The sequence below is a fragment of the Streptomyces sp. NPDC043812 genome (assembly GCF_056436245.1).
This window is the reverse complement of the sequence record NZ_JBWKCY010000008.1, coordinates 117,792-140,504: the sequence shown is the minus strand read 5'-3', so window position 1 is coordinate 140,504 and position 22,713 is coordinate 117,792. Positions and strand designations below refer to the sequence as shown.

At 71.6% G+C, this 22,713-nt stretch carries 16 protein-coding genes; 8 read left to right on the top strand and 8 right to left on the bottom strand.

Going from position 1 to position 22,713, the window contains the following annotated elements:
- The first annotated feature begins 191 nt into the window (after positions 1-191).
- Both AC067Z_RS14450 and AC067Z_RS14445 read left to right on the top strand, forming a co-directional pair.
- Entirely contained in the window at positions 192-2,708 is a 2,517-nt protein-coding gene (locus tag AC067Z_RS14450; RefSeq protein ID WP_478789811.1) for a SpoIIE family protein phosphatase, read from the top strand.
- The gene (locus AC067Z_RS14445) at positions 2,705-3,505 is read left to right on the top strand and encodes a uracil-DNA glycosylase (protein WP_478789810.1); all 801 of its coding nucleotides are present in this window, start codon (positions 2,705-2,707) and stop codon (positions 3,503-3,505) included. Before AC067Z_RS14450 ends, AC067Z_RS14445 begins: the two co-directional genes overlap by 4 nt.
- Here AC067Z_RS14445 and AC067Z_RS14440 read toward each other — a convergent pair.
- From AC067Z_RS14440 to AC067Z_RS14420, 5 genes are all read right to left on the bottom strand, one after another.
- A complete protein-coding gene (locus tag AC067Z_RS14440; protein ID WP_478789809.1) occupies positions 3,441-5,567 on the bottom strand; it encodes a xanthine dehydrogenase family protein molybdopterin-binding subunit in 2,127 nt (708 codons plus the stop codon). The two genes, AC067Z_RS14445 and AC067Z_RS14440, sit on opposite strands and share 65 nt — an antisense overlap.
- Complete coding sequence (locus AC067Z_RS14435) at positions 5,564-6,565, bottom strand: FAD binding domain-containing protein (RefSeq protein WP_478789808.1); 1,002 nt, start codon at positions 6,563-6,565, stop codon at positions 5,564-5,566. The genes AC067Z_RS14440 and AC067Z_RS14435 overlap by 4 nt, the downstream gene beginning before the upstream one ends.
- Positions 6,562-7,131 (bottom strand): (2Fe-2S)-binding protein, encoded by a 570-nt coding sequence (locus tag AC067Z_RS14430; RefSeq protein ID WP_478789947.1) that lies wholly within the window; start codon positions 7,129-7,131, stop codon positions 6,562-6,564. The genes AC067Z_RS14435 and AC067Z_RS14430 overlap by 4 nt, the downstream gene beginning before the upstream one ends.
- 341 nt (positions 7,132-7,472) lie before the next feature.
- Positions 7,473-7,865 (bottom strand): DUF6479 family protein, encoded by a 393-nt coding sequence (locus AC067Z_RS14425; protein ID WP_478789807.1) that lies wholly within the window; start codon positions 7,863-7,865, stop codon positions 7,473-7,475.
- A gap of 165 nt (positions 7,866-8,030) precedes the next feature.
- Positions 8,031-9,053 (bottom strand): LacI family DNA-binding transcriptional regulator, encoded by a 1,023-nt coding sequence (locus AC067Z_RS14420; protein ID WP_478789946.1) that lies wholly within the window; start codon positions 9,051-9,053, stop codon positions 8,031-8,033.
- Between the two features lie 400 nt (positions 9,054-9,453).
- Between AC067Z_RS14420 and AC067Z_RS14415 the strand changes: the two genes are divergently transcribed.
- Genes AC067Z_RS14415 through AC067Z_RS14390 form a run of 6 tightly spaced genes read left to right on the top strand, consistent with a single transcriptional unit; the run spans position 9,454 to position 19,007 of the window.
- Positions 9,454-10,740: an extracellular solute-binding protein gene (locus AC067Z_RS14415; protein WP_478789806.1), complete on the top strand. Its 1,287-nt coding sequence runs from the start codon at positions 9,454-9,456 to the stop codon at positions 10,738-10,740.
- 12 nt (positions 10,741-10,752) lie between these two features.
- Positions 10,753-11,724, top strand: a complete 972-nt coding sequence (locus AC067Z_RS14410; RefSeq protein ID WP_478789805.1) for a carbohydrate ABC transporter permease — start codon at positions 10,753-10,755, stop codon at positions 11,722-11,724.
- Positions 11,721-12,581 carry a carbohydrate ABC transporter permease gene (locus AC067Z_RS14405; RefSeq protein WP_478789804.1) on the top strand — a complete coding sequence of 287 codons (861 nt, stop codon included), beginning with the start codon at positions 11,721-11,723 and terminating at the stop codon, positions 12,579-12,581. The genes AC067Z_RS14410 and AC067Z_RS14405 overlap by 4 nt, the downstream gene beginning before the upstream one ends.
- Before the next feature lie 39 nt (positions 12,582-12,620).
- Positions 12,621-13,907 carry a glycoside hydrolase 5 family protein gene (locus AC067Z_RS14400; protein WP_478789803.1) on the top strand — a complete coding sequence of 429 codons (1,287 nt, stop codon included), beginning with the start codon at positions 12,621-12,623 and terminating at the stop codon, positions 13,905-13,907.
- A 29-nt stretch (positions 13,908-13,936) separates the two neighbouring features.
- A complete protein-coding gene (locus tag AC067Z_RS14395) occupies positions 13,937-15,952 on the top strand; it encodes an endo-beta-N-acetylglucosaminidase (RefSeq protein ID WP_478789802.1) in 2,016 nt (671 codons plus the stop codon).
- A gap of 28 nt (positions 15,953-15,980) precedes the next feature.
- On the top strand, positions 15,981-19,007 hold the full coding sequence (locus tag AC067Z_RS14390) for an alpha-mannosidase (protein WP_478789801.1): 3,027 nt from the start codon (positions 15,981-15,983) through the stop codon (positions 19,005-19,007).
- Between the two features lie 74 nt (positions 19,008-19,081).
- On the opposite strand, the gene AC067Z_RS14385 is transcribed toward AC067Z_RS14390, so the two are convergent.
- From AC067Z_RS14385 to AC067Z_RS14375, 3 genes are read right to left on the bottom strand one after another with little or no spacing between them, the layout of a single operon-like run.
- Positions 19,082-19,579: a peroxiredoxin gene (locus AC067Z_RS14385; RefSeq protein WP_478789800.1), complete on the bottom strand. Its 498-nt coding sequence runs from the start codon at positions 19,577-19,579 to the stop codon at positions 19,082-19,084.
- 57 nt (positions 19,580-19,636) lie between these two features.
- Positions 19,637-21,136, bottom strand: a complete 1,500-nt coding sequence (locus tag AC067Z_RS14380; RefSeq protein WP_478789799.1) for a 3-hydroxybutyrate oligomer hydrolase family protein — start codon at positions 21,134-21,136, stop codon at positions 19,637-19,639.
- A 5-nt stretch (positions 21,137-21,141) separates the two neighbouring features.
- Entirely contained in the window at positions 21,142-22,659 is a 1,518-nt protein-coding gene (locus AC067Z_RS14375; protein WP_478789798.1) for an extracellular catalytic domain type 1 short-chain-length polyhydroxyalkanoate depolymerase, read from the bottom strand.
- Positions 22,660-22,713: the final 54 nt, after the last annotated feature.

The window sequence follows — 22,713 nt, the reverse complement described above, 5'->3', positions numbered from 1 at the left end:
CCTCCTTGTCGTCCGGATCGGGCTCAAATCTAGCTCAAGTGCACGGACTGCCCCTCGGGCCGGACGCCGCCGGCCCTCCGCGAGCGGCGAGCCGCCCCGCCGCACCACGGGCGACACGTGCGGCGCCCCCGGTGCCGCCCGCCGCGTCCACGGAGATGCGGAGCACCGGCGCCGGGGAGCATCCTGGCAAGATGAGCTGGTACGGCGCGGGCGGGCGCCCCGAGCACGTCGCGCAGCGGGCGGGGCCAGGGGGCTCGGACGGCGACCACACCGGGCCGGACGAGTTGGTCATGATGCTCGCCCAGGCCGAGGTGAGCGCCATCGAGTCCGTCGGCGGATTCGCCGGCGGGCTCTACATGCGTTCCGCGTCGCCCGAACTGCTCCGGCTCGCCGTGCTCGCAGGTCTGCCCGCCAACCTCTTCCGCCACTGGCGTGACATGCACGTCAATCGTCCCTTCCCGCATTCGGACGCCTACCGCTCGGGCCGGCCCATCCACCTCGCCGACGCGGAAGAAGCCATGCGCCGCTACCCGCAGCTGATGGCGGGCCTCCCGTTCCCCTTCGGGTCGTTGTACGAGCCGATCGTCCACGGCCGTGAAACGTTCGGCGTACTGGCGGTCCTGCGCCCCGCCACCCCCGGCCGTTCCGTCGACGCGGCCGACCGGCGCCGGATCAGCGAGGTGGCGACCCAGCTCGGCGCCGCGCTCGGCGCCATGTCGACGAGCGGCCCGCGCATCGAATGGGACGACGAACCGCTCGCCGTCACCCTGCCCGACCTCACCGCACCCCCCATCCGGATCGGCGCCTTCGACTGGAGCCTCGAAGCGGGCATCGTCTCCGGTGACGACGGCTGGTGCGCCATCATGGGCGTCGCCCCCGAGGACCTGCCACTCACCGTCGAAGCGGTGGCCGCACGCATCGAGCCGCAGGACGCCTACGGTCTGTGGGCGGTCGCCCGGCAGGCGGCCGCGTCCGACCGTCCCGTGACCCGCAGGATGCGGCTTCAGAGTGCCGACGGGCGCGCCCATCTGCTCGAACTGTCCGGCCGGCGAAGACGCGCCTCCGACAAGTCGTCCGGCACGCAGCTCACCGGTTTCCTCGTCGACCTCGGCGCGGGCCCGGTCGTCGCCGAAGCCGCGGACCGGCTCCCGCACGGTGTCTGCAGCGTCGACCGGCTCGGGCGCATCTCGTATGTGAACCAGCACGCCGAGACCCTGCTCGGCCAGCAGCGCGCCGACCTCATCGGCCGGGTCCTGTGGGAGACGGTGCCCTGGCTCGGCCAGTCCGCCTACGAGGACCACTACCGGGCCGCCCTGCTCTCCAGCGACCCCGTGCACTTCCTCGCACGCCGGGACGAGGAATGGGTGTCGATCACCCTGTTCACCGGCCTCGACGGCCTGACCGTCACCCTCAGCCCCGGCGAGAGCCCCGCCTACACCCCGGGATCCGTCGTCGCGCCCGGCACCGGACTCGGCTCACCGGCCGACCGGGCCGTGGCGCTCTACCGGCCGGTCGCCCTTGCCATCGCGCTGACCGAGGCCGTGACCGCCCGCCAGGTGTCCGCCGTCGTCACCGAGGAACTGCTGCCCGCCTTCGGCGGCCGTCAGCTCGCCATCTATCTGCTCAGCAACCAGCATCTGTACCTCGCCTGGGAAACCGGCTTCCCCCGCGGCTTCCTGAACCGGTTCGACGGCGTCGGTCTGGACGCCAAGCTGCCGGGCGTCGAGACGCTCACCGCCGGCCGCCCCCTCTTCTTCGAGTCCATGCAGCATCTCTCCGACGCCTACCCGGGCATCCCGCTGGACGCCCATGTCGGCGCCCGTGCCTTCCTGCCCCTCATCGCGTCCGGCCGGCCGGTCGGGTCCTGCATTCTCGGCTTCGACCAGCCGCGCGGCTTCAGTCCCGAGGAACGCACCGTGCTCACCGCGCTCGCCGGACTCATCGCCCAGGCGCTGCAGCGCGCCCGCCGCTACGACTCCGAGGCAGCACTCGCCCGCGGCCTGCAGGACGGGCTGCTCCCGCACCGGCTGCCCGTCGTCGATCAGCTCGAGACCGTCGGCCGCTACCTCCCCGGCACCCAGGGGATGGAGGTCGGCGGGGACTGGTACGACGTCGTCGACACCGGGCGGGGACTGGCGATCGTCATCGGCGACGTCCAGGGCCACGGCGTGTCCGCCGCCGCGACCATGGGCCAACTCCGCAGCGCCGTAAGGGCGCTGGCCATGAGCGGCCACACCCCCGAGGAGGTGATGAGCGGCACCAACCGGCTGCTCATCGACCTCGACCCCGGCCAGTTCGCCAGCTGCTGCTACATCCTGCTCGACCCCGCCACGGGCAGCGCGCAGGCGGTGCGCGCAGGACACCTCCAGCCGCTGCTGCGCCACCCCGACGGCCGCACGGACATCCTCGACCTGCCCGGCGGAGTCGTCCTCGGTGTCGCCGCGGACGCCGCGTACCCCGTCACCGAACTGACCCTCGAACCCGGCGCGGTGCTCGCCCTGTTCACCGACGGCCTCGTCGAGCGGTCCGGGATCGACATCGACGTGGGAATCGAGGAGCTGCGCCGCGCGTTCGCCGACGTGGGCGGGGCCGCGCTCGCCGACACCGCGGACCGGCTCATCAACGAGGCGCGACACAGCGCCGAACGACCCGACGACATCGCCCTCCTGCTCGCCGCCCGCTGGTCCGACGTGCCGGCCGCACCGTGAGCGCGCACGACCCCGACAGCGCCCGCTTCCCCGAACTCACCGCGCCCGGCTGCCGCGACCTCGCCCTGCTGGACGAGCAGGTGAGCCGCTGCCGGGCCTGCCCGAGGCTCGTGGCATGGCGGGAGAGCGTCGCCGGCACGCGCCGTGCCGCCTTCCAGGACTGGCAGTACTGGGGCCGGCCCGTCCCGGGCTTCGGCCCCGCGGACGCCAAGCTCGCCGTCGTCGGACTCGCCCCCGCCGCACACGGCGGCAACCGCACCGGGCGGATGTTCACCGGGGACGACTCCGGGGACGCACTGTTCGCCGCGCTGCACACCGCCGGTCTCGCGTCCCAGCCGGCCTCCACGCACCGCGGCGACGGCCTCGTGCTGCACGGAGTGCGCGTCACCGCGCCCGTCCACTGCGCCCCGCCGCAGAACAGACCCACGCCCGGGGAAAGGGACACCTGCCGGCCCTGGCTCGCAGCCGAACTCGCGCTGCTGACCCGGCTCCGCGCCGTCGTCGTCCTCGGTGTCTTCGGCTGGCAGGCGCTGCTGCCCGTCCTCGCGGCCGCCGGATACGAACTGCCGCGCCCGCGGCCCGTGTTCGGGCACGGAGTCCACATCACCCTGCGCACCGGGGCGGGCCGGGAACTCGACGTTCTGGGCTGTTACCACCCCAGCAGGCGCAACATGTTCACCGGGCGGGTCACGCTCCCGATGCTCGTCGAGGTGTTCCGCCGCGCCGGGGCTCTCACCGGTACGTCGGATCCGGGGGAGCCGCCCGGTGCAGATGGGCCAGCACCGCGTCCGGAGTGAGGGGCAGCTCCCGCAGGCGCACACCCAGCGCGTGGTGGACGGCGTTGCCGATGGCCGCCGCCGTCCCGACGATGCCGATCTCACCGATGCCCTTGCTCGCCGTGGGACCGAGATGCGGGTCGTCCTCGTCGATCCAGTGCGCCTCGACCGCGGGCACGTCGGCGCAGACCGGCACATGGTACGAGGCCAGATCGCACGCGGCGAAGTCCCCGAAACGGGGGTCGAGCGTGCTGCCCTCGGTCAGCGCCATGCCCAGACCCATCGTCATGCCGCCGATCAACTGCGACCGTGCGGTACGGGGGTTGAGGATGCGGCCCGCCGCGTACACACCGAGCAGCCGCCGCAGCCGGACCTCTCCGGTCACCGTGTCGACCTGCACTTCGGCGAACACCGCTCCGAACGCGTGCCGCGCGTACGCGGACGTGGCACCTGCCTCCGCCTTGGTGTCGGCCGACGCCGTCAGCCCTTCGTCCGGGATCCCGCCACGCAGCCCTGCCAGTTGCCCGGCGAGGTCCGAGGCGGCCTTGTGTACCGCCCATCCCCACGAGGCGGTACCCGCCGAGCCACCCGCAAGGAGGGCGGCGGGCAGATCACTGCTGCCGATGTCGATCCGTACCGCGTCCGTCGGGGCGCCGAGCACGTCGGCCGCGATCTGGGCGAGGACGGTCCGCGCACCGGTGCCGATGTCGGTGGCGTTGATCCTGACGTGGAAGGTGCCGTCCGCGGCGGCGTGCACACTCGCGCGCGACGGACCGACGAAGAACGGATATGTACTGGCGGCGACCCCGGTACCGACCAGGAGATCCCCCTCGCGCCCCGCACCCGGCCGCGGATCGCGCTCCCGCCAGCCGAACCGCCGTGCTCCGTCGGTGAGGCACGCGGTGAGCCCCCGGCTGCTGAACGGACGCCCGGTGTCCGGCTCGGTGTCCGGTTCGTTGCGCAGCCGCAGCTCGACCGGATCGATTCCGGTGGCGACGGCGAGCTCGTCCATCGCGGACTCCAGCGCATACATCCCAGGGGCCTCGCCGGGTGCACGCATCCAGGACGGCGTCGGTACATCGAGTGCCACGACGCGGTGCGCGGTACGCCCGGCGGGGGAGCCGTACATGACCCGCCCGGGCACCGCGGCCTGCTCCACGAACTCGCGTACCCGCGATGTGTACGTGACCACGTCGTGGTCAAGGGCTGTGATGACGCCGTTCGCGTCGGCGCCGATGCGCACCCGGTGCACCGTGGGCGGGCGATGGCCGACCACTGCCGCCATCTGACGCCTGGGCAGGGCGAGCGTGACGGGCCGCTCCGTGTGGAGCGCAGCCATGGCGGCGAGCACCACGTGCGGCCGGGGAGTGCCCTTGCAGCCGAAGCCGCCGCCCACATGTGCGGAGACCACAGTGACCTGCGCGCGGTCGAGCCGGAGGACGTGTGCAAGCACATCGCGGACGGTTCCGGCTCCCTGACTGGAGTCGTGCACCGTCAGCCGGCCGTCGCGCCACACGGCGGTCGCGGCGTGCGGCTCCATCGGGTGGTTGTGCAGCGGTGTCAGCGTGTACGTCGCGTCGACGCGGAACGCGCCGCCGGCGAGCGCGGCTTCCGTGTCCCCTCGTTCGCGCACCGCGGGATAGCCGCCGTTGACCACCTCGGGCGTGTACAGGCCCGGGTGGTTCCGGGTGAGCCGTACGTCGTGGTCCTCGGCCGCGTACTCCACCCGTACGGCCGCGGCGCCGGCCCGCGCGTGCTCGAGCGTGTCCGCCACCACCAGGGCGACGTACCAGCCGCGATGCGGGACACGGTCGTCCTGGAGGAGGAACAGCGTCGCGTCGTCCGGCATCTCCAGGCGTGGCGCGTTCTCGTGCGTGAGGACGGCCAGGACGCCGGGGAGCGCCAGAGCGCCGTCGGTGTCGAGGGCCGTGATGCGTCCGCGGGCCACCGTGGCCGGGACGGGCCAGGCGCACACCCGGTCCGGGTGCCGGTACTCGGCCGCGTAGCGGGCCCGTCCGGTCACCTTGTCCCGCGCCTCGACGCGCAGGGCCGGGAGACCCAGCGCACCGTGCGAACCGGTCATGACGCCTCCTCGTGCGCGTCGGAGGCGAGCTCCACGAGCATGCGGACCGCGAGATCGCCCGCGAGGCGGACCTTGAAGGCGTTGTCCCTCAGTGGCTGTGCCGCGTCCAGTTCGGCCTCCACGGCATGCTCGAACGACCCTGTGGAGGGCGTCGCGCCGACCAGCCGTTCCTCGGCCGTCCAGGCCCGCCACGGGCGGTGCGCGAGGCCCCCGAAGGCGAGCGCCACATGCCGGATCCGACCGTTGTCGACGGCCAGCACCACGGCCACGGACACCAGGGCGAAGGCGTACGACGTCCGGTCGCGCACCTTCCGGTACGCCGCGCGGGCACCCTCGGGCACGGGCGGCAGTTCGACCGCCGTGATCAGTTCGCCGTCGCGGAGCTCGGTGTCCAGATCGGGCCGCTCGCCCGGCAGCCGGTGGAATTCGGTGACGGGCAGGGTGCGCTCGCCGTCCGCGCCCCGAACACGCAGCATGGCGTCGTGGGCGGCCAGCGCCACGGCCATGTCGGAAGGGTGCGTGGCGACGCAGTGCTCGGAGTGCCCGAGCACGGCCAGATCGCGGTGCTCGCCCTCCCGGGCCGGGCAACCCGTCCCCGGCGCCCGCTTGTTGCAGGGCTTGGACACGTCCTGGAAGTACGGACAGCGGGTGCGCTGCAGCAGATTACCGCCGGTGGTCGCGACGTTGCGCAGCTGGCCCGAGGCGCCGGCGAGAAGGGCGGCCGAGAGAGCGGGATAGCGGGTGCGCACGGCCGGATGGGCGGCGAGATCCGCGTTGCGCACCGTCGCACCGACGAGCAGACCCCCCTGCGGTGTCTCGTCCACGAAGGCCAGCGGGAGCGCGCTGACATCGATCAGCAGACCCGGAGCGGCGACACCGAGCTTCATCAGATCCATGAGATTGGTGCCGCCCGCCAGGTACTGGGCGCCGGGGTGTGCGGCACGGGCCACGACAGCCTCATCGGCGGTCGTGGCGCGGAGATAGCCGAAGGGTTTCACCGGATCACGTCCTCGGCGACGTCCTCGATGGCCGCCACGATGTTCGGGTACGCCCCGCACCGGCACACATTGCCGCTCATCCGTTCACGGATCTCCTCTGCGGTGAGCTCGACCGGCCCTCCCTGCCGGTCGCCCTCCGTCACCGCGGAGGGATCACCGTGCGCGGCCTCGGCCAGCATGCCGACCGCGGAACAGATCTGGCCCGGCGTGCAGTAGCCGCACTGCAGCGCGTCACGCGCCACGAACGCCTCCTGCAACGGATGCAGCCGGTCACCGTCCGCGAGTCCCTCCACGGTGGTGATCCGTGCCCCGTCGTACGCCACGGCGGGCAGCAGGCAGGCCAGTACGCGCCGCCCGTCCGACAGGACCGTGCACGCACCGCACTGGCCGTGGTCACAGCCCTTCTTCGGCCCTGTCACGTCCAGCCGCTCGCGCAGCGCGTCCAGCAGGGTCGTGCGGTGATCCAGCTCGATGGTGTAGGAGACGGAGTTGACGTGGAGGGTGAGGACGGAGGCGTGGGCGTGCACGGCTCCGGACACGTCCTTCGTCCGCTCGTTCGGATCCACGTCGTGGGCCCTTCCGTTGGTCACCGCGCCCGTCTGCGGCAGTCTTCGTCCAGCCTGAGGCGGACCCCGCCGCAGCGCTCGCCGGACACCACCATGTGCCACGGGTGAACGTCCGTCCGGGTCCGTCCCGACACCTCGGCCGGGAGCCGACGCCCGGCTGTGCGGGTACTCATACGCACGCGGGACTGGTGTCTGCGGGCCATGCGAAGCGGACTGCCGCCGACGGCAGTCCCCATGGGCGGAATGCTGGTGCGCCCGCGGCCGGGACCGCCCCGGGCGCCGCGGGGAACCACCGGCCGAGCGGGGGCAGGCGCCGCCGCCGGCGTGCCGTTCAGGCTCCTTCAGCCGCCCTGGCTGCCGCTGCCGACCGGCCCGCCGCTGTTGTCGTCGGGGTCGCGCGGCGGCGGCTCCTCCTGAACGGGCCTGGACCCCATGTTCCCGTAGCCGTGCATCTCGTGGGGCGTCAGACGGCCCGGCGTCTGATGGCCCTGCGACCCGTCGATCTCGTCGGGCTCGAGGCGCGTCTCGTAGTGCGTCCCGTGGTCGGGCGGGGTCGGCAGCTCGTCACGCTGCGGTGCCGTGTCACGCCGTCGGCGCGAGGCCTGCCAGACGATCCACACGAGGAGAACCAGCAGGCCGATCACGACGAGGAGGAACACGATGACAGCGGGCGCCCCCTCGCCTGCGGCGAGTTCCGTGGCGGCGTCATGAGCCGATTGACTGTAAGTGACCATGATTACCGGGTACCCATTCTGGCTCTGATATCAGCCAGTATGGACCCGGACGCCCCCGAAGAGCGGCGTTCGCCGGGTGGCATTTCGCAGGTGGTCGGGCCGGGCGGGACCCGGACGTGCATGAGACCCCCTGCCGCGCCCTACGCCCCCGGGCCCTGCCGCGCTCTACGCCGGAGGTGTGAGCGGCCCCCGGGCTCCTGCCGTGCTCTCGCGCTCGATCAGTTCGGGCAGGGGCACCTGCACGGACCGGGCCGCGCCGCCGTCGAGCAGTGCCGTGAGCTCCCGCGCGGCGATCCGCCCGAAGACGACGGGATCACGGGAGAGGGCGGTGAGGTACGGGTGCACCATCCGGCACAGCACCGAGTCCTCCCACGACACGATCGACACGTCGCCGGGGACGGCAAGTCCGAGCCCCGCCGTCACGGCCGCGCCAGCCGCTGCCATCACATCGTTGTCGTAGACCAGGGCGGTGGGCGCCGCCTTCGAGGCCAGCACCCGCCGGGTGACGGCCGCGCCCTCCGTGTCCGAGTAGTCCGTGGTCACCGAGCGCACCTCGGCCAGGCCCCGGCGCTCCGCCTCTGCGCGCAGCGAGCGGATACGGCGGTCGGTGTGCGCGAGCGACGCCAGTCCCGCGATGTGCACGATCCGGCGGTGGCCCAGTTCGTGCAGCCGGCCGACGACACGGGCCATGGCCCCGCTGTCGTCCGCCCGCACCTGTGAAAGGTTCGGGTGCGGATCGGGCAGCCCGCCGATGACCACCCCCGGCAGGCCCAGCTCGTCGAGGAGCGCCGGCCGGGGGTCGTCGGTGCGCGGATCCACCACGAGCACGCCGTCGACGCGGTGCTCGGCCCACCACCGGCGGTAGACCGCGCATTCGGTGGCCACGTCCTCGGCCATCTGGAACAGCAGGCCCAGCTGACGCTCCGCCAGGACCTCCTGGATGCCGGAGATCAGCTGGAGGAAGAACGAGTCCACGCCGAGGGTCGTCGCGGGGCGCGCCACGACCAGCCCGACCGTCGCCGCGCCTTCACCGGACAGGGCCCTGGCGGCGGTGCTCGGCCGCCAGCCGAGCTGCTCGGCGACGCGGCGGACGCGGTCGCGGGTGATGTCCGAGACGCCGGGGCGGTCGTTCAGCGCGAACGAGACGGCGCTCTCCGAGACACCCGCCCGCTGGGCGATGTCCTTCATCGTCGGCCGCCGCGCGGGACTGCGCCGCGGCGGCGAAGCGTCCTTGGCGGACGGGGTGTTGGCAGTCACCCGGACCCCATTTCCGTGATTCCCCGTGGCCGGCGGCGGGCCGGTCCACGGGCGGCATCCTATGGCCTGCGCCGCCCGCGGACGGACAGCCCCCGGTCGATGACTAATGCGCTTGAGTGATCCAGCCTAAAGCGCATTAGCTGTTCTTGCCAAGTAGTCGAATCCATGCCACTGACCAGCAGCGATGAGTCGGACATGAATTGCCGACGACGAATCTGTTGACTTTCTCCGGCAGGGCAATGCAAGGTCTGCTGGGCATCGCAGCCGGCCGCTCTCGGGCGCCCGGCGGCCGCCTTCCGTGCGTCTGGTCCGAGCAAAGGAGCCGTTCACCGTGCGCATCACCAGCAGGGCAGTCGCCACTGCCGCCGTCATCGCCGTCGTCCTGCCGCTGAGCGCGTGCGGCGGCGGCAGCGGGTCAGGCTCGGCAGACGCCTCGGGCAAGGTCGAAGGAAAGATCACCTTCCAGACCTGGAATCTGCAGGCCAACTTCAAGGACTACTTCAACGGCCTCATAGCCGACTTCGAGAAGAAGCACCCCGGCACCGACGTCAAGTGGGTCGACCGGCCCGCCGAGGGCTACGCCGACAAGATCAGCGCCGATGCCGCAGGTGGCACCCTGCCCGACGTCGTCAACGTCTCCCCGGACCTCGTCGCACCGCTCGCCAAGGCCGGACTCGCCCTCGACCTGGACAAGGCGGCGCCCCAGTACGGCAAGGAGTACCTGCCGGGCGCCTGGCAGGCCCACGAAGTGCCGGGCGTCGAGGGGACGTACGCCTTCCCCTGGTACCTCAACACCGGCCCGCTGTTCTACAACAAGCGCCTGCTCGAGGAAGCGGGGCTCGACCCCGAGAAGCCGCCGACGACCTACGGCGAGGTCTTCGACTCCGGGCTGAGGATGGCCGAGAAGAGCAAGGGCAAGGTGGCCACCCTCGCCAACGTGCCCACCATCGAGGACTTCGGACGCTACGGCGTCCCGCTGATGAACAAGGAAGGCGACGGCTTCGCCTTCAACGACGCCAAGGGCGTCGAACTGCTCACCCACTACAAGGAGTTGTTCGAGGCCGGGGCGCTGGACGCGCAGGCGCTGACCGCGACCCCCGAGTCGGCGGGCCACAAGTTCCTGACCGAGTCCGTCGCCATGAACCCCGGCAGCGCACTCGACCTCGGCAACTTCAAGAAGCAGGCTCCCAGCCTCTACAAGAACATCGGCATCACCGACCAGATCACCAGCACGGGCAAGGCGAACATGTACGTCATGGGCGTCATGGTGAACGCGCAGACCGAGCAGAAGCCGGCTGCCGTGGCCTTCGCACACTTCGTCACCGACGCGACCCGGCAGATGGAGTTCGCCAAGAAGGTCGCCATCTTCCCCAGCACGGCCGGCTCGCTCGACGACCCGTACTTCACCGAGGAGGACGGCACCGACGAGACCCGGGTGCGCGTTGCGGCAGCCAAGTCCCTGAAGACCGCCGTCAACTACACGCCCGTGCTGTTCAGCGAGCAGATGAAGACCGAGCTGCGCAACGCGGTCGCCCGCGCACTGCAGGGCAAGCAGAGCCCCCAGGAAGCGCTTGACAACGCTGTCAAGGCGTGCGACCGGCTGCTGCGGCAGAGCTGATCGGCCGAGGCCATGAAGACCTTCACCGCCTCCAAGGCGATCTCGTCCGACATCACGACGGAGGGCCCGGCGGTCGGGAGCACCGGCTCCACCGACCGCCGCCCCCGCCGGGGCATCAGCCGCCATCTGCCGTCCAGCCCCTGGCTGTTCGCGGCACCGGGACTGCTCGTCATCGGCGCGTTCGTCCTGTACCCGTTCCTCAGCACCCTGGTCAACGCGTTCACCGACCGGCGCACGCTCGTCCCCGGACAGTTCGTCGGGCTCGCCAACTTCCGCGAACTGCTCGACGACGAGATGTTCTGGATCGGACTGCGCAACAGCACGCTGTACGTCCTCGGTGTCGTTCCCGCACTGGTGATCCTGCCGCTGCTGCTGGCGATGCTCGTGCAGCGCCACATCCCCGGCATCACCTTCTTCCGATCCGCCTTCTACACCCCGGTCGTCGCCTCGATCGTCGTGGTCGGGCTCATCTGGGTGTGGATGCTGGACGACCGGGGACTGGTGAACGCGGTACTGGAGGCGGTGGGAGTCGGCCGGATCGGATTCCTCAGCGACCAGTGGCTGCTGCTGCTGAGCGCCATGGCGGTCACTGTCTGGAAGGGCCTCGGCTACTACATGATCATTTACCTGGCGGCGCTGGCCAACGTGCCGCGCGAACTGCACGAGGCCGCCGCCGTCGACGGAGCGGGCCCCGTACGCCGCTTCTTCACGGTCACCGTCCCTGCAGTCCGCTCCACCATGGTCCTCGTCGCCGCCCTCTCCGCCGTCGCCGCCTTCAAGGTCTTCTCCGAGGTCTATCTGATGGCCGGGCCCACCGGCGGACCCGCCGGCGAGGACACCACCCTCGTCATGCTCGTCCAGCGCGTCGGCACGGGGCTGACCGGCCGCGTCGGCTACGCCTCCGCCATCTCCGTCGTCGTCTTCGTCGTCACCCTCGCGCTCATGCTGCTCGTGCTGCGCGCCGACCGGAAGGAGGACGCATGAGCCCCCGGGGCATCACCGACGCCGAAGGCAAGCGCATCCCCGCCACCCAGCTCGTGCTGCGCTACGTCCTGCTCCTGGCCGTGCTCGCGCTGACCGTCGGGCCGTTCCTGTGGCAGCTGTCCACCTCGCTCAAGGGCCCGCACGAGGACATCTTCAGTTCGCCACCACAGTTCCTGCCGAACGAGCCCACCCTCGGCAACTACACGCGCGTCGCCGAGACCATCCCCGTGTGGGACTACGCGTTCAACTCGCTCAAGGTCGCCACCGCGAACGTCGTCACCAACTGCGTCGGCGCCGCCCTCGCGGGATACGCGCTCGCCAGGATGCGCTACCGCGGCCGCAGGGCGGCCGGCCTCGCGTTCATCCTGGCCATGCTCGTCCCCGTGGAGGGCATCATCATCGCCCAGTTCACCACCATGCGGGACCTCGGCCTCAACAACACCCTGGCCGGTGTGCTGCTGCCCGGATCGATCGCCGCGCTGAACGTCCTGCTGATGCGCAACGCCTTCCTCAACCTGCCGCAGGAGGTCGAGGACGCCGCCTTCGTCGACGGCGCCAACGTGTGGCAGCGTTTTCTGCTCATCGCGCTGCCCTCGGTCAAGGGCACCCTCGCGGTGGTCGCGATCTTCGCCTTCATGGGCGCCTGGGACGACTTCCTGTGGCCCCTCATCGTGCTCAGCGACCCGGAGAACTTCACCCTCACCATCGGACTCAACTACCTGCACGGCACCTTCGCCAACGACGAACGCCTCGTCGCCGCAGGCACGATCATCGCCGTCCTGCCGCTGATCGTCCTCTTCGCCTGTCTGCAGCGGTACTTCTTCCGCGGCGTCGGCGAGGGCGCCGTCAAGGGCTGACACACCGGCACACCACGAGACTTTGGACATCGCCACCCCATGAGCCCCGCCCCGCTGCGCTTCGGCGCCAACTACACGCCCAGCCAGGGCTGGTTCCACCACTGGCTGGACTTCGACCTCGACCATGTACGTGCCGACCTCGACTCCATCGCCGGCCTCGGCCTCGACCACATCAGGGTGTTCCCGCTCTGGCCGGTCTTCCAGCCCAACCGCACCCTCGTCCGGCCACGCGCCGTCGAACAGCTCGTCCAGGTCGCCGACGCCGCGGCCGAACGGGGCCTCGACGTCAACGTCGACGGGCTGCAGGGCCATCTGTCCAGCTTCGACTTCCTGCCCGCGTGGACGCAGACCTGGCACCGGCGCAACATCTTCACCGACCCCGAGGTCGTCTCCGGACAGGCCGAGTATCTGCGCACACTCGCCACGGCCCTCGCCGACCGGCCCAACTTCATCGGCATGACCATCGGCAACGAGGTCGCCCAGTTCGCCGCGGGACCCCACCCCGACCCCGACCGCATCACCCCGCAGCAGGCCGGCAGCTGGCTCACCCGGCTCCTCGACGCGTGCGAGGAAGGCGCACCCGGACGCATGCATCTGCACGCCGAGTACGACGCCTCCTGGTACCAGGACGACCAGCCCTTCACACCCGCCCACGCGGCCCGCCTCGGACCGGTCACCGCCGTGCACTCCTGGGTCTTCAACGGCACCGCCCAGCGCCACGGCCGCACCGGCACCGCGACCGAGCACCATGCCGCCTATCTCGTCGAGCTGTCCAAGGCCTGGGCGCGCGACCCCCACCGGCCCGTATGGCTGCAGGAGGTCGGCGCGCCCGCGCCGCTCATCCCCGCCGAGCACGCCGCCGCGTTCACCGGAGCGACCGTCGCGAACGCCCTCGACTGCCCCGACGTCTGGGGAGTGACCTGGTGGTGCTCCCACGACGTGTCCCGCTCGCTCGCCGACTTCCCCGAACTCGAGTACAGCCTCGGCCTGCTGACCAACGACCGGCAGGTGAAACCGGCCGGGCGGACCATTGCCGCCATCGTCGAGTCCTGGCGCGGACGCGAGCACCGCCCCGCGCCGCGCACCACCGCACTCGTCGTCGACGCGGGCGACGACGACACCGCGCCCCGGCGCTCTGTATGCGCCCCCGGCGGCCCCGTGTTCGAGGCATTCGCCCGACTCGCCGCCGACGGCGCACGCCCCACCACCGTCCTCGCAAGCCTCGCGGACGACCCGGCGCACCTCGCCGCGCGAGGAATCACCGAAGTCGTCACCCCCGAACAGGTCGGCATCGTCACTGAGCCGTCCGCGCGCACCGCACCGTAAGCCGTCCACGAACGATACGGAGCACACACATGGCCCCCCACCTCAGCAGACGAGCCGTCCTCATGGCATCCGCCGCGGCGGCCCTCGCCCCGGTCCTCGCGCCGGGCACCGCCACCGCCGCCAGGAAGGCCGCGCCGGGCGCACCGTACGCCGCCTACTGGTATCCGGACTCCTTCCCCGCGGGCAGCCCCGGTGAGGGCATCACCTGGCGCAGCCTGAAGACCTGGCGCGCCGAGGACGACACGGACCTCGCGTTCAACAAGGCGACCGTCCCCCTCGCGGACCGCTTCACCCCGACGCCCGTGAACACCACCGCCCGCGCCGGCCAGGCACGCATCCAGTCCCTGGTCTCCTTCGCGCCCACCGCCTCCAACCCGTCGCAGGGCGCCCCCACCGCCGACCACTACGCCACGACCCATTGGGGATATGTCGACGAACTGGTCTTCTGGGGCGGCTCCTCGGGCGAGGGATTGGTCCTCGCCCCCAACGCTCCCGTCGTCGATGCAGCGCACCGCCACGGCGTCCCCGTGCTCGGCAGCGTCTTCCTGCCGCCCGTGGCCTACGGCGGAGATCTGCGCTGGACCCGGGATCTCGTCCAGAAGGACGACTTCGGCCGCTTCCCGCTCGCCGCACAGCTCGTCGCGGTCGCCGTGGCGTACGGCTTCGACGGCTGGTTCATCAACGCGGAGACCAACGGCGGCGACAGCGCACTCGCGGCGGACATGCGCGGCTTCGTCGCCGCGCTGAAGGCGCTGGGCACGCCGAACGGACTGCGTGTCACCTGGTACGACTCGATGACTGTCAACGGCTCCGTGAGCTGGCAGGGCGCCCTCAACGACCGCAACCGGCCGTTCTTCGAGGCCGCCGACTCGATGTTCGTCGATTTCCGCTGGTCGCGCGCCACCCTGGCGTCCTCCGGACAGCTCGCGCAGCAACTGGGTCGCAGCCGCTACGCGTTGTGGGCCGGAGTCGACGTCGAGGCGAACGGCTGGAACGAGTCCGTCGACTGGGACGCCATCATCCCCGCCACGAGTGACGACATCGTCTCTCTCGGCTTCTACCGGCCCGAATGGACCCGCAACCACCTTCCTGCAGACCGCACTCCGGCCGACTTCCACGCCGCCGACGACCGCTTCTGGTCCGGCCGTTCACTCGACCCCTCGCGCCCCGACACCGGCGACTCCTGGCGTGCCCCGGCACTCGCCGTGGCCGACCGCTCCACCGTCCGCGGCCTGCCCTTCGCCACCGTCTTCAACACCGGCCACGGCCTGCGCTGGTACGAGCGGGGCACCGCCACCTCGGACAGCCAGTGGAACCACCTCGGGCTCCAGGACCGGATGCCCTCCCGGCAGTGGGTCGTCCGTACCGACGGAGCCCGCCCCGCCGTCGGATTCGACTTCGAGAACGCCTGGCACGGCGGCAACAGCGTCGTCGTCCGAGGCGCGCTGGACTCGCAGACGACGCTCGACCTGTACGCGACCCGCCTGCCGCTCGGCGACGGCACTGTCGTGGAACTCACCCACCGCGCCGACGCCGGGCAGGTCACCGTAGAACTGGCCGTCGCGACCGCCGAACCGGCCGGCCCCGGTGAGCCCCACCCGTACACCTTCCTCCCCGTGGGGAGCGCCGGAGCCGGCTGGACGACGACGACCGTCCCGCTGACCGGGCTCACCGGAACCGTCCACGCCCTCGGCGTACGCCTCACCGGCACCGGCGGCCCGGTGACGTGGCGCATCGGCCGGCTCGCCGTGCACGACGGAACCACCCCGGCACCGGCCGCCCCCTTCGACCTCGCGATAACCCCCGCCGCGGGCGGCGGCCTGCGCTTCACCTGGCAGGGCGCGCCCGGCGCCGTGCGCCACCACACCCTGCACCGCCTGATGCCAGACGGGACACGGCGCTTCCTCGGAGCGACCGGCCAGCACGCCTTCCATGTGGCAGGGCTCGTACCCGAAGACGGCGAACAGGCAGCCAGGTTCGAACTGCGCGCGGTGGGGGAGCTGTACACCGCGTCCACCCCCGTCACCGCCGACCACCGCTGGTAGATCACCACCGACCCCCGGAGCACCCCTGATGCATGACGACCGCAGCCTCGTCGAAGCCCGCCTCAAGCGTGTCCTCGACGAACGCATCCGCCCGGCCGTGTACCCCGAGTCCGTACCGCTCGACATCGCCGTGTGGAACGCGCCCGGCGAGCCCGTACCGGTCGCCGAAGGGCTCGCGGCCGCGCCGGAACCGATCGCGGCCAAAGAGCGGTGGGGCGCTCCGTGGGGCACCAGCTGGTTCACCGTCACCGGCACCGTGCCGGCGGCCTGGGCCGGTCGCACGGTCGAGGCGATCCTCGACCTCGGCTTCGACGAGAACATGCCAGGATTCCAGTGCGAGGGCCTCGTGTACCGCCCCGACGGCACCCCCGTGAAGGGCCTCAACCCGCGCAACCAGTGGGTGCGCATCGGCGCGCCCGTCGCAGGCGGGGAAGAGGTCCGGCTGCACATCGAGGCCGCGTCCAACCCCGTGATCCTCGACTACCACCCCTTCCTGCCCACCAGGCTCGGCGACAAGGACACAGCGGGCAGCGAACCCCAGTACACCCTCGCCCGCATGGACCTCGCCGTGTTCGACGAGACCGTGTGGCAGCTCGTACTGGACCTCGAGGTGCTGGGCGAGCTGATGCAGGAACTGCCCGCGGACGGCGCCCGCCGCCACGACATCCTGCGCGCCGTGGGCCGCGCCCTGGACTGCGTCGACCTGCAGGACGTGAACGGCAGCGCGCCCGCCGCCCGCGCACAGCTCGCCGGTGTCCTCGCCACCCCCGCCCAGCCCTCCGCGCACCGCATCAGCGCCGTCGGCCACGCCCATATCGACTCGGCCTGGCTGTGGCCGCTGCGCGAGACGGTCCGCAAGGTCGCCCGGACGACCTCCAACATGACCGCCCTGCTGGAGGACGAGCCGGACTTCGTGTTCGCGATGTCGCAGGCCCAGCAGTTCGCCTGGATCAAGGAACACAGGCCCGAGGTCTACTCCAAGGTCAAGAAGGCGGTCGCCGACGGCAGGTTCGTCCCGGCCGGCGGCATGTGGGTCGAGTCCGACACCAACATGCCGGGATCGGAGGCGATGGCCCGCCAGTTCGTACACGGAAAGCGCTTCTTCCTCGACGAGTTCGGCATCGAGAACGACGAGGCCTGGCTGCCCGACACCTTCGGCTTCGCCGCGGGACTGCCGCAGATCATCAAGGCCGCGGGCGCCAAGTGGCTGCTCACCCAGAAGATCTCCTGGTCGCAGACGAACACGTTCCCGCACCACACCTTCCAGTGGGAGGGCATCGACGGCACCCGGATCTTCACCCACTTCCCGCCCGTCGACACCTACAACTGCTCGATGAAGGGCAGCGAGATCGCCCACGCGGCGAAGAACTTCAAGGACAAGGGTGCGGCGCGGCACTCGCTCGCGCCGACCGGCTGGGGCGACGGAGGAGGCGGCACCACCCGCGAAATGGTGGCCAAGGCGGCCAGGCTGCGTGACCTCGAAGGCTCCGCCACGGTCGCCTGGGAGACCCCCGCGGAGTTCTTCACCAAGGCCGAGGCCGAGTACGCCAACCCGCCCGTGTGGGTCGGCGAGCTGTACCTGGAGCTGCACCGCGCCACCCTGACGAGCCAGGCGAAGACCAAGCAGGGCAACCGCCGCAGCGAACACCTGCTGCGCGAGGCGGAACTGTGGGCGTCGACCGCCGCCGTGCGGGCGGGATTCCCGTACCCGTACGAGCAGTTGGACCGGGTCTGGAAGACGGTTCTGCTCCATCAGTTCCACGACATCCTGCCCGGCTCCTCCATCGCCTGGGTCCATCGCGAGGCCGAGAAGACGTACGCCGCCGTCGCGGAGGAACTGAACGGCATCATCGGCGCCGCGCAGCGGGCCCTCGCCGGTGATGCGGACGCCGCCGGAGAGGTCGTGTTCAACTCCGCACCGCACGAGCGGCACGGCGTGGCGGCCGGCGCCGCCGGCGCACCCGTGAACGGAGGCAGCACCCACCTCACCGAGCGCGACGGCGGGGGACACCTGCTCGACAACGGGCTGCTCCAGGTCGAGATCGACGCCCGCGGCCTCGTCGTGTCCGTCTTCGACATAGGCGCCGAACGAGAGACGGTCGCACCCGGCCGGGCGGCCAACCTCCTGCAGATCCACCCCGACTTCCCCAACATGTGGGACGCCTGGGACGTGGACGAGTTCTACCGCAACACGGTCACCGATCTGACCGCAGCCGACGAGGTCACCGCCCTCGACAACGGCACCGGGGCAGCCGTGCGCGTGGTCCGCAGCTTCGGCGGTTCCCGTGTCACGCAGGTGCTCACGCTCGCCCCCGGCGCCAAACGCCTCGACATCGACACCGAGGTGGACTGGCACGAGACGGAGAAGTTCCTCAAGGTCTCCTTCCCGCTCGACATCCACGCCGAGCGGTACGCCTCCGAGACCCAGTTCGGGCACTTCCACCGCGCCACCCACACCAACACCAGCTGGGAGGCTGCCAAGTTCGAGGCGTGCAACCACCGCTTCGTCCACATGGAGGAGCCGGGCTGGGGCGTCGCGCTCGTCAACGACTCGACGTACGGCCACGACGTGACCCGCACCGTCCGCACCACGGACTCCGGTACCACGACCACGCTGCGGGTGTCTCTGCTGCGCGCGCCGCGCTTTCCCGACCCGGAGACGGATCAGGGCGTGCACCGCTTCCGCCACGCCCTCGTCCCGGGCGCGGCGATCGGCGACGCCGTCCGCGAGGGGTACCGCATCAACCTGCCCGAGCGGCGCATCGCCGGGGACGCCGAGGTCGCCCCGCTGGTGACCGTCGACAACGACGCCGTTGTGATCAGCGCCGTGAAGCTCGCGGACGACGGCAGCGGCGACGTGGTGGTGCGACTGTACGAATCGTCCGGCGGCCGCGCCCGGGCGCGCCTCACTCCGGGATTCGCGGCCACCACGGTCACGGCGACGGACCTGCTGGAGCGTCCGCTCGCCGACGGACCGCGGCACGAATCCGTCGACGGGACGGTCCGGTTGAGCCTGCGCCCGTTCGAGCTCGTCACGCTCCGCCTGGCACGCTAGGGCCTCTCGTTCGGATCAGGCCGGCTCCGAACGAAAGACCCCAGGCCCAGTCCGGCGGGCCTCGGCCCGCCGCCTCACGCGCCGTTCAGCGTGGTGAGGTGGCGGGCCAGCGTGTCCGTGGACTGGAACGTGGCACCGAACAGGCCGACGTGCTTCCAGTGCAGCGTGCCGTCGGCGGCGATCAGGAACACGGCACGCCGCAGTCCGATCCCGGGCGCGGTGACCCCGAACGCGCGGGCCACGGCCCGGTCGGTGTCGGCGAGCAGCGGCATCCGCAGCCCGTACTTGCGGGCGAACGCCTCGTGGCTGTCCACGCCCTGCGGACTGATCGCCCACACCTCCGCGCCGACGTCCGTGAACGTCTCCAGGCCGCTGGAGTACGAGCACAGCTGCTTGGTGCAGACCGTGGTGTCGTCCCCGGGATAGAAAGCGAGCACCAGCGGCCCGCCCTGCCGTGCGCTCAGCGTGAAATCGCGCCGTTCGAAAGCGCCGTCCGCCGAACCGCCGGTCAGGACGCCCCCGGGGAGGGTGAAGTCCGCCACGGGTCCGCCGATTTCGGGTGAGGAAGCCATGGCAGCATTCTTACTCCCCAGTAGACGGTCAGGCCACGGCGGGGCCCCGAAGAGGCCTCAGCCGCCCAGCGAGCAGCGGTTCAGCAGGTCGCGGCCGTCACCCTCGCCCGGCGCCGGCAGCGGCACGGTGTGGCTCGGCGCGGGCTCGCGGCCCTCGCCGACCCAGGCCTCCAGGGCCCTGAACGCCGAGCGGTGGCACGGCGTCAGCGGCCGCAGCCTGTCCGGGAACGTGTCGTACAACGAGTCGACATGCGTGCCGCCCCCGATGCGGTAGTAGCGCAGCAGTGCGCCCCGGCCTGCCTCGCGCACCATCCGGGTGTACACGTCCGAGTCCTTGCCGATCGGCAGCAGCACGTCCAGCGTGCCGTGCAGGGTGATCAGCGGCTTCCCGATCCGGCCCGTCAGCGCTATCCGTTCCACGGCGTCGCGGACCTCGCGCGGCCGGCCCGGGTAGTCGTAGTCGGCGTCGCAGGCCGGTGCGCCGGGAGCACAGAACGGCGTGCCCGCCTCGGTGGCACCGTCGAACCCCGGGTCCAGCTCCTCGCGGTAGATGCGCTGCGTCAGATCCCAGTAGTACTGGTGGTGGAACGGCCACAGGAACTCGGAGCCGGCCGGGAAGCCGGCCGCCACCATCGCGCGGTGCGCCCGGTCCGCACCCTCGCCGCCCGCCGCGTACACCGGGTACGCGGCAAGCGCCGGCGGCAGGAACGTCAGCAGGTTCGGGCCCTTGGTACGCCACAGGGTGCCCTCCCAGTCCACGCCTCCGTCGTACAGCTCCGGATGGTTCTCCAGTTGCCAGCGCACCAGATAGCCGCCGTTGGACATGCCTGTGGCGAGGGTGCGGGCGGGGGGACGGTGGTAGCGCTGTGCGACGACCGTGCGTGCTGCACGGGTCAGCTGGGTGACCCGTTCGTTCCACTCGGCGATCGCCTCGCCGGGCCTGTCGCCGTCCCGGTGGAAGGACGCCCCGGTGTTGCCCTTGTCGGTCGCGGCGAACGCGTAGCCGCGGGACAGCACCCAGTCGGAGATCGCCCGGTCGTTGGCGTACTGCTCGCGCACTCCCGGCGAACCGGCCACCACCAGACCGCCGTTCCAGCGGTCGGGCAGCCGGATCACGAACTGCGCGTCATGGCTCCAGCCGTGGTTCGTATTGGTCGCGGAGTCGTCCGGGAAGTAGCCGTCGAGCTGGATGCCCGGCACCCCGGAGGGCGTCGCCAGGCCCGCGGGCGTGAGTCCCGCCCAGTCCGCCTGGTCGGTGTGCCCGGACGCGATCGTGCCCGCCGTCGTCAACTCGCCCAGGCAGGAAGCCTGCTGGCGTTCGGCCCCGGGTACCTGCAGTGCGGCGATCCGGGTGCAGTGCCCGGTGCCGGCGCGGGCGCCGGACCGGTCCGCCGAGGCGGGGACGGCGGTGAGGCCGAGCAGCAGGGCGGACGCGGCCGCCGCACCTGCTGCCCGGCGGCTCAGGACGGCCGCACGGCGGCGGCACGGGCGGGACGGCGGGGTACCTGGCGGCAGGGCGAACAGCACGGAACGGCCTCCTGTGGTGGGGGCGGACATGGGATTCAGGAACATGTGCCGTCGGCGATGACGTAGTGGCCCGCCGGGGCTTCCTTGAGCGTGTGGGTCACGAACGTGTTGTAGAGGCCCATGTTCTGACCGGACCCCTTGGCGTAGGTGTAGCCGCCGGTGGTGGTGGCCCGGCCCGCCTGGACATGGGCGTAGTTGCTGCTCGTCCAGCAGACGGCCGTCGCTCCTGTGGTGGACGCGCTGATCGGAGCGGAGCGCGCCCCTTCGGTGCCCGCCGCGTCACGGGCCGCCACGCTGTAGGAGTGCGTGGAGCCCGCCGCCAGCCCCGTGTCGGAGAACGTGGTGCCCGACGGGGTGGCGACCCGGGTGCCGTCGCGGTGGACGGCGTACCCCGCTGCCCCGTCGACCGCGTTCCACCGCAGGGAGATCGAGGTGTCGTCCGCGCCGGTCGCCGTCAGTCCGACAGGCGCGGGCAGCCCGCCCGGATCCGGCTCGCCGTCGCCGGTGAGCCCGAAGAACTCGCTCACCCAGAGGCTGGAGCAGATCGAGTCGATGAAGTGCGCCGTGCCCGCCGTGCCGCACTGGTCCGGTCCCGTGCCCGGGTCGACCGGCGTGCCGTGCCCGATCGACGGCACCCGGTCGACCTCGACGGCAACCCGGCCGCCGCTGTCCAGATACTGCTCGCGGCGCGTGCCGTTGGGCCCGATCGTGCTCGTCCGGTCCGGCGTCTGGTCCAGCCCGTGCACGGCCGTCCACTGGTCCCTGAGCTCGCCGGCGTTCATCGGCGCGACGGTGCTGTCGTTGTCGCCGTGCCAGACGGCGACCCGCGGCCAGGGCCCCGGGTGGGCGGGAAACGCGTCGCGCACCCGCTGCGCCCACACCGCAGGCGTCCGGTCCGCGCCGGGGTTCATACAGGTGAACGCGCCGGTGTCCTTGGTGCAGTCGTACGCAATGCCCGCGATCACGGCCCCCGCCTCGAAGACGTCGGGGTACGTGGCGAGCATGACCGACGTCATCGCACCGCCCGCCGACAGCCCGGTGACGAAGGTGCGCGACGCGTCTGCCCCGTACGCGCTCTCGGCGTGCGCGACCATCTGCCGGATGGACGCGGCCTCACCCTGCCCACGTCGGTTGTCCGTCGTCTGGAACCAGTTGAAGCAGCTGCTCGGATTGTTCGCCGACGTCGTACCGGCGAACACGAGCAGGAAGCCGTGCCGGTCGGCGAACGTAGAGAGCCCCGTGTTGTCCGCGTAGACCTGCGCACTCTGCGTGCAGCCGTGCAGCGCCACGACGACTGCGGGGGACGCCGACAGTGACGACGGGCGGTACACATACATCTCCAGCGCGCCCGGGTTGGCGCCGAAGGCCGTGACGCGCTCCAGAGCGACGGCCGCGTGTGCGGGTGGCGCAGGGGCGAACCAGAGGCCGGCGAGCAGCACGGCGAGGACGGCGACCGTCCGGCCGACAGCCGAACGCACCCCCCGGGCGAGGTGCGGGCGCGAACGGCCGGTCTGCGCCGGGCCGTCACGCAGCGGATTTCCAGGCAGGGACATCGGTACCTCCCGCAGGCGACTAGATGCCGGTCACGGTAGAAACCGACTGCCTGC